The sequence below is a fragment of the Streptomyces sp. NPDC057543 genome, assembly GCF_042801895.1.
GTDB lineage: Bacteria > Actinomycetota > Actinomycetes > Streptomycetales > Streptomycetaceae > Streptomyces.
Genome location: NZ_JBHVFF010000417.1, coordinates 1 through 5,443 on the forward strand (window position 1 = coordinate 1; position 5,443 = coordinate 5,443).

Annotated in this window: 7 protein-coding genes; all 7 read left to right on the top strand. The window is 68.5% G+C overall.

Features of this window, described 5'->3' with window-relative positions; translation table 11 throughout:
- The first annotated feature begins 48 nt into the window (after window positions 1–48).
- Entirely contained in the window at window positions 49–645 is a 597-nt protein-coding gene (gene rimM, locus ACFU8Q_RS38615; protein ID WP_384464005.1) for a ribosome maturation factor RimM, read from the top strand.
- Window positions 645–1,466, top strand: coding sequence for a tRNA (guanosine(37)-N1)-methyltransferase TrmD (trmD, locus tag ACFU8Q_RS38620; protein ID WP_384463993.1), 822 nt, complete (start codon window positions 645–647; stop codon window positions 1,464–1,466). Before rimM ends, trmD begins: the two co-directional genes overlap by 1 nt.
- Window positions 1,467–1,631: 165 nt before the next feature.
- Window positions 1,632–1,982, top strand: a complete 351-nt coding sequence (gene rplS, locus ACFU8Q_RS38625; protein WP_093899094.1) for a 50S ribosomal protein L19 — start codon at window positions 1,632–1,634, stop codon at window positions 1,980–1,982.
- Between the two features lie 45 nt (window positions 1,983–2,027).
- A complete protein-coding gene (lepB, locus tag ACFU8Q_RS38630) occupies window positions 2,028–2,798 on the top strand; it encodes a signal peptidase I (RefSeq protein WP_384463996.1) in 771 nt (256 codons plus the stop codon).
- Window positions 2,791–3,867, top strand: coding sequence for a signal peptidase I (gene lepB, locus ACFU8Q_RS38635; protein ID WP_384463999.1), 1,077 nt, complete (start codon window positions 2,791–2,793; stop codon window positions 3,865–3,867). Before lepB (ACFU8Q_RS38630) ends, lepB (ACFU8Q_RS38635) begins: the two co-directional genes overlap by 8 nt.
- Window positions 3,767–4,663, top strand: a complete 897-nt coding sequence (gene lepB, locus ACFU8Q_RS38640) for a signal peptidase I (protein WP_384464008.1) — start codon at window positions 3,767–3,769, stop codon at window positions 4,661–4,663. Before lepB (ACFU8Q_RS38635) ends, lepB (ACFU8Q_RS38640) begins: the two co-directional genes overlap by 101 nt.
- Before the next feature lie 50 nt (window positions 4,664–4,713).
- On the top strand, window positions 4,714–5,443 hold a 730-nt coding region (gene lepB / locus ACFU8Q_RS38645), incomplete at its 3' end, for a signal peptidase I (protein WP_384464002.1).

A 5,443-nucleotide genomic window follows, 5' to 3' on the forward strand; every position in this document is an offset into this window, starting at 1 on the left:
GCCATGGGCCCACCCCGGCCCGTCGTCGTACGACAGGAGAAACACAAGGTGCAGTTGGTAGTCGCGCGGATCGGCCGTGCCCACGGCATCAAGGGCGAGGTCACCGTCGAGGTGCGTACGGACGAGCCGGAGCTGCGGCTAGCGCCCGGAGCCGTACTCACCACCGAACCGGCCGGCGCCGGACCGCTGACGATCGAGACCGGCCGGGTGCACAGCGGACGGCTGCTGCTGCGCTTCGAGGGCGTACGCGACCGTACGGCTGCCGAGGCCCTGCGTAACACGCTCCTGATCGCCGAGGTCGACCCGGCGGAACTCCCCGAGGATCCCGAGGAGTTCTACGACCATCAGCTCATGGACCTCGATGTGGTCCTCGCCGACGGTACCGAGATCGGCCGGATCACCGAGATCACGCATCTCCCGTCCCAGGACCTCTTCATCGTCGAGCGGCCGGACGGCAGCGAGGTGATGATCCCGTTCGTGGAGGAGATCGTCGCCGAGATCGATCTCGAAGCCCAGCGCGCCGTGATCACCCCGCCGCCCGGTCTGATCGACGAGAGCCAGGCCGTGATCGACTCCTCGCGAGACGAAGACCGCGAAGAAGAGGACGACGGGGACGAGGCGCCCGGGGCCGGGAAGGACGCCTGATGCGCCTCGACGTCGTCACGATCTTCCCCGAGTACCTGGAGCCGCTGAACGTCTCCCTCGTCGGCAAGGCCCGCGCGCGCGGCCGCCTCGACGTGCACGTGCACGACCTGCGCGACTGGACGTACGACCGGCACAACACGGTCGACGACACCCCGTACGGCGGTGGCCCCGGCATGGTCATGAAGACCGAGCCTTGGGGCGAGGCGCTGGACGACGCGCTGGCGGCCGGGTACGAGGCCGGGGCGCACTCCCCGGTGCTCGTGGTGCCCACACCCAGCGGCCGCCCGTTCACCCAGGAGCTCGCCGTCGAGCTCTCCGAGCGGCCGTGGCTGATCTTCACCCCGGCCCGCTACGAGGGCATCGACCGGCGGGTGACGGACGAGTACGCGACCCGTATGCCGGTCGTCGAGGTGTCCATCGGCGACTACGTGCTGGCCGGCGGGGAAGCCGCGGTACTGGTGATCACGGAGGCGGTGGCCCGGCTGCTTCCCGGTGTGCTCGGCAATGCCGAATCGCACCGGGACGACTCCTTCGCCCCCGGCGCGATGGCCAATCTGCTGGAGGGACCCGTCTACACCAAGCCGCCCGAGTGGCGCGGCAGGGGCGTCCCGGACGTCCTGCTCAGCGGGCACCACGGGAAGATCGCGCGCTGGCGGCGGGACGAGGCGTTCCGTCGCACCGCCCTCAACCGGCCCGATCTGATCGAGCGCTGCGAGGCGAGCGCCTTCGACAAGAAGGACCGCGAGATCCTCTCCATCCTCGGCTGGTCACCGGAGCCCGGGGGCCGATTTTGGCGCAGGCCCGAGGCCGTGGAAGAATAGGCCGCTGCTGTCCGTCCGACGTGCGCCCCTGCCACAGGGGGAAAGCGACCGTTGTGCTCCCCATGGACATGGGGATGGTCCCGACGCCCGTCCGACGTGATCAGCACCCCGAATTCATCACTCTCCCGTCGATGACCTGTGGCATCGGCGAAGAAAGCAGACAACATGGCTTCCCTGCTCGATGGCGTCAACGCCGCCTCGCTGCGTACCGACGTCCCGGCCTTCCGTCCCGGCGACACCGTCAACGTCCACGTGCGAGTGATCGAGGGCAACCGCTCCCGTATCCAGCAGTTCAAGGGCGTAGTCATCCGCCGCCAGGGCTCGGGCGTCAGCGAGACCTTCACGGTCCGCAAGGTCTCCTTCAGCGTCGGCGTCGAGCGCACCTTCCCGGTGCACAGCCCGATCTTCGAGAAGATCGAGCTCGTCACCCGCGGTGACGTCCGTCGCGCCAAGCTGTACTACCTCCGTGAGCTGCGCGGCAAGGCCGCGAAGATCAAGGAGAAGCGCGACAACTGAGCTGACTCCCAGGTCCACAGGACGGCCGGATAAGCTCTGGCCCCGATGGACACGGAAGCCAAGCCCTCGGAGCGCGACCGCTCCTCCGCACCCGCAGCAGGGTCGGAGGAGGGGTCGCGCTTCTCGCGTATTCCGGACCGGTTGACCGCTTCGATGTCATGGCGGCGGGCTGCCGCGCTCGGTGCTGTCTGCTCGGTCTTCGTGCTGCTCGTCAGCGCCTTCGTGGTGCAGCCCTTCCTGATTCCCAGCGGCTCGATGGAGCCCACCCTGCGGGTGGGGGACCGCGTGCTGGTGAACAAGTTGGCGTACAGTTTCGGCTCCGTACCGCAGCGCGGTGATGTCGTGGTCTTCGACGGCACCGGTTCCTTTGTGCAGGAGCCGCCCCGGGAGAATCCCGTCACCGGGCTGCTGCACGGTGCGGCAGCGTCCCTGGGCCTGGCGGAGCCCGCCCAGACCGACTACGTGAAGCGGGTGGTGGGTGTGGGGGGCGACCGGGTGGTCTGCTGCGACAAGCGGGGAAGGATCGAGGTGAACGGCAGTCCGGTCGACGAGGAGTACCTGTATCCGGGCGATGCGCCGTCCAGGGTGCGCTTCGACATCGTCGTCCCCGACGGCACGCTGTGGATGATGGGCGACCACCGCGGCAATTCCCGCGACTCGCGCGACCACCTGGGAGAGCCGGGCGGTGGCATGGTCCCGGTCGACATGGTGATCGGCAGGGTGGACTGGATCGGCTGGCCGCTGGGCCGGCTGGGCTCGCTGCCGGACAGCGCGGCCTTCGCCGGTCCACGGGTGCCGGGCGGGGCCCATGGGTAGCCGACGGCGGGGGCAGGGCGGAGACGATTCGGAGATACCGCCGCCGTCCGGCTCCGGGCCGACGCCCGCGCGCTCGCTGCCGACCAGGGCGGAGCGGCGCAAGCTCGCCCGCAAGGTCAAGCGGCGGCGGCGCAGGTCGGCCGTCCGGGAGATCCCTCTTCTCATCGTCGTGGCGCTGCTGATCGCGCTCGTGCTCAAGACCTTCCTGGTACAGGCCTTCGTGATCCCGTCCGGATCGATGGAGCAGACCATCCGGGTCGGCGACCGGGTGCTCGTGGACAAACTGACGCCCTGGTTCGGATCCAGGCCCCAGCGCGGTGACGTCGTCGTCTTCAAGGACCCGGGCCACTGGCTCAAGCAGGAGAACACCGTCAAGAAGAACCCGCCCGTCGTCGTCAAACAGGCGAAGGAAGCGCTGACCTTCATCGGGCTGCTGCCGTCGGACAACGAGCAGGATCTGATCAAGCGGGTGGTCGCGGTCGGCGGCGACACGGTGAAGTGCTGCGACAAGAACGGCCGGATCACCGTCAACGGCGTACCGCTCGACGAGCCCTATCTCTATCCCGGCAATCCGCCCTCCCTCATCAAATTCGAGGTAAAGGTTCCGGCCGGAAGGATCTTCGTGATGGGCGACCACCGGTCGGATTCGGCCGATTCGCGCTACCACCTCGACGAGCCGGGACAGGGCACGGTTTCCGAGGACGAGGTCGTGGGACGTGCTGTCGTCATCGCCTGGCCCTTCGGGCACTGGCGAAAACTGGAGAAACCGGCGACTTTCGACTCGGTCCCTGACGCGCGCGCCGGGACGGCTGCTGCCTCGGGCCCGTCGAATAGTGTGGTGTCCAAGGATCCCAACGGAATGATCCCTCTCCCGACCCCTGCGGAACTCCCGCTCGTTATGGGAGTGGTGGGCCTGCACCGGCTAGGGCGCAGGCGGTGGCACGGAGTAAGGAGTGGATGTGGGGGATTTGGCGGTCGGCGCACGATCCGGACACGAGGAACCCGAGGACCGGCCTGGCAATCCGGAGAATGTCGAGTCCGCCGGGGCGACGGACCGCACGGAGGGTGACGGCGACTCTTCGGACGGCAGCGGTACGGCCCAGAAGAAGCCGCGCTCCTTCTGGAAGGAACTGCCTCTGCTCATCGGCATCGCGCTGGTTCTCGCGCTGCTGATCAAGACGTTTCTGGTACAGGCGTTCTCGATCCCCTCGGACTCGATGCAGAACACGCTCCAGCGGGGCGACCGGGTGCTGGTCGACAAACTGACCCCGTGGTTCGGCGCAGAGCCCAAGCGCGGCGAGGTCGTGGTCTTCCATGACCCGGGAGGCTGGCTGGAGAACACCCAGACGGCCAATCCCAATGTGGTGCAGAAGTTCCTCAGCTTCATCGGACTGATGCCGTCCGCCGAGGAGAAGGACCTGATCAAGCGGGTCATCGCGGTCGGCGGCGACACGGTGGAGTGCAAGAAGGACGGCCCTGTCGTCGTCAATGGCAAGGCCCTGGACGACAAGTCGTTCATCTTCCCGGGGAACACTCCCTGCAACGACGAGCCGTTCGGCCCGATCCACGTTCCCGAGGGCCGGATCTGGGTGATGGGCGACCACCGCCAGAACTCCCTCGACTCCCGCTATCACCAGGAGCTCCCGGGCGGCGGAACGGTCTCCAATGACGAGGTCGTCGGCCGCGCGATCGTCGTGGCCTGGCCGATCAACCGCTGGTCGACCCTGCCCATTCCGGCGACCTTCGACCAGCCGGGGATCAACGCGGCGATGGGCCTGGCCCCCGGCGCACTCGGTGTGGCCGGTGCGCTACCCATCGTGCTGTGGCGTCGCAGGAAGCTGACCAGCGGGCGTACCGCCGGGTAGTGTGCCGACTCGGATCAGCGGTTGTCGATCTCCGAGGTGGGGGCGCTGGGATGAGTGCGACAGGACGTACAGGTGATGGCCACGGCCGACTCGGCAGCATGCTGTCGGGGCTGGCCGTGGCCGTCGGCTGTGTGCTCTTTCTCGGAGGGTTCGTCTGGGGGGCCGTGGTGTACCGGCCCTACACGGTGCCGACCAGTTCGATGACACCGACGGTGCATGCCGGTGACCGGGTGCTCGCCGAGCGGATCGACGGCAGCGAGGTGCACCGCGGCGACGTGGTGGTCTTCACCGATCCGGCGTGGGGCGACAACGTGCCCATGGTGAAGCGGGTCGTCGGGATCGGTGGCGACACGATCGCCTGCTGCGACAAGGGCCGGCTCACGATCAACGGCAAACCCGTTGAGGAACCGTATCTGCAGACCGAGGGGCTCGCCTCGGTGAAGAACTTCACGGCGGATGTGCCCACGGGGCAGCTCTTCCTGCTCGGTGACGAGCGCAGTTCCTCGCTGGACTCCCGGGTCCATCTGAAGGACCCGGGGCAGGGCTCCGTGCCGCGCAGCGCGGTGCGGGCCCGGGTGGATGCCATCGCCTGGCCGATGAACGGCATGGTCGGGCGGCCGCAGGCCTTCGCGTCCCTTCCGGGCGGAGTGTCGTCGCCCGGGCCGTTGCGGCTGCAGCTCGCCGCCGTGGTAGCCGGTGTGGTGCTTATCCTCGGCGGTGCCGCGTCCGACCCGGCCGCGCAGCTGGTGCAGCTGGGAGACGCCGAACCGGTCGGCGTCC

Bases quoted from the DNA above. Each gene is read 5' to 3' on its own strand.
- rplS (WP_093899094.1), top strand. From the start codon at position 1,632: ATGGCTTCCCTGCTCGATGGCGTCAACGCCGCCTCGCTGCGTACCGAC.
- trmD (WP_384463993.1), top strand. From the start codon at position 645: ATGCGCCTCGACGTCGTCACGATCTTCCCCGAGTACCTGGAGCCGCTG.
- lepB (WP_384463999.1), top strand. From the start codon at position 2,791: ATGGGTAGCCGACGGCGGGGGCAGGGCGGAGACGATTCGGAGATACCG.
- lepB (WP_384463996.1), top strand. From the start codon at position 2,028: ATGGACACGGAAGCCAAGCCCTCGGAGCGCGACCGCTCCTCCGCACCC.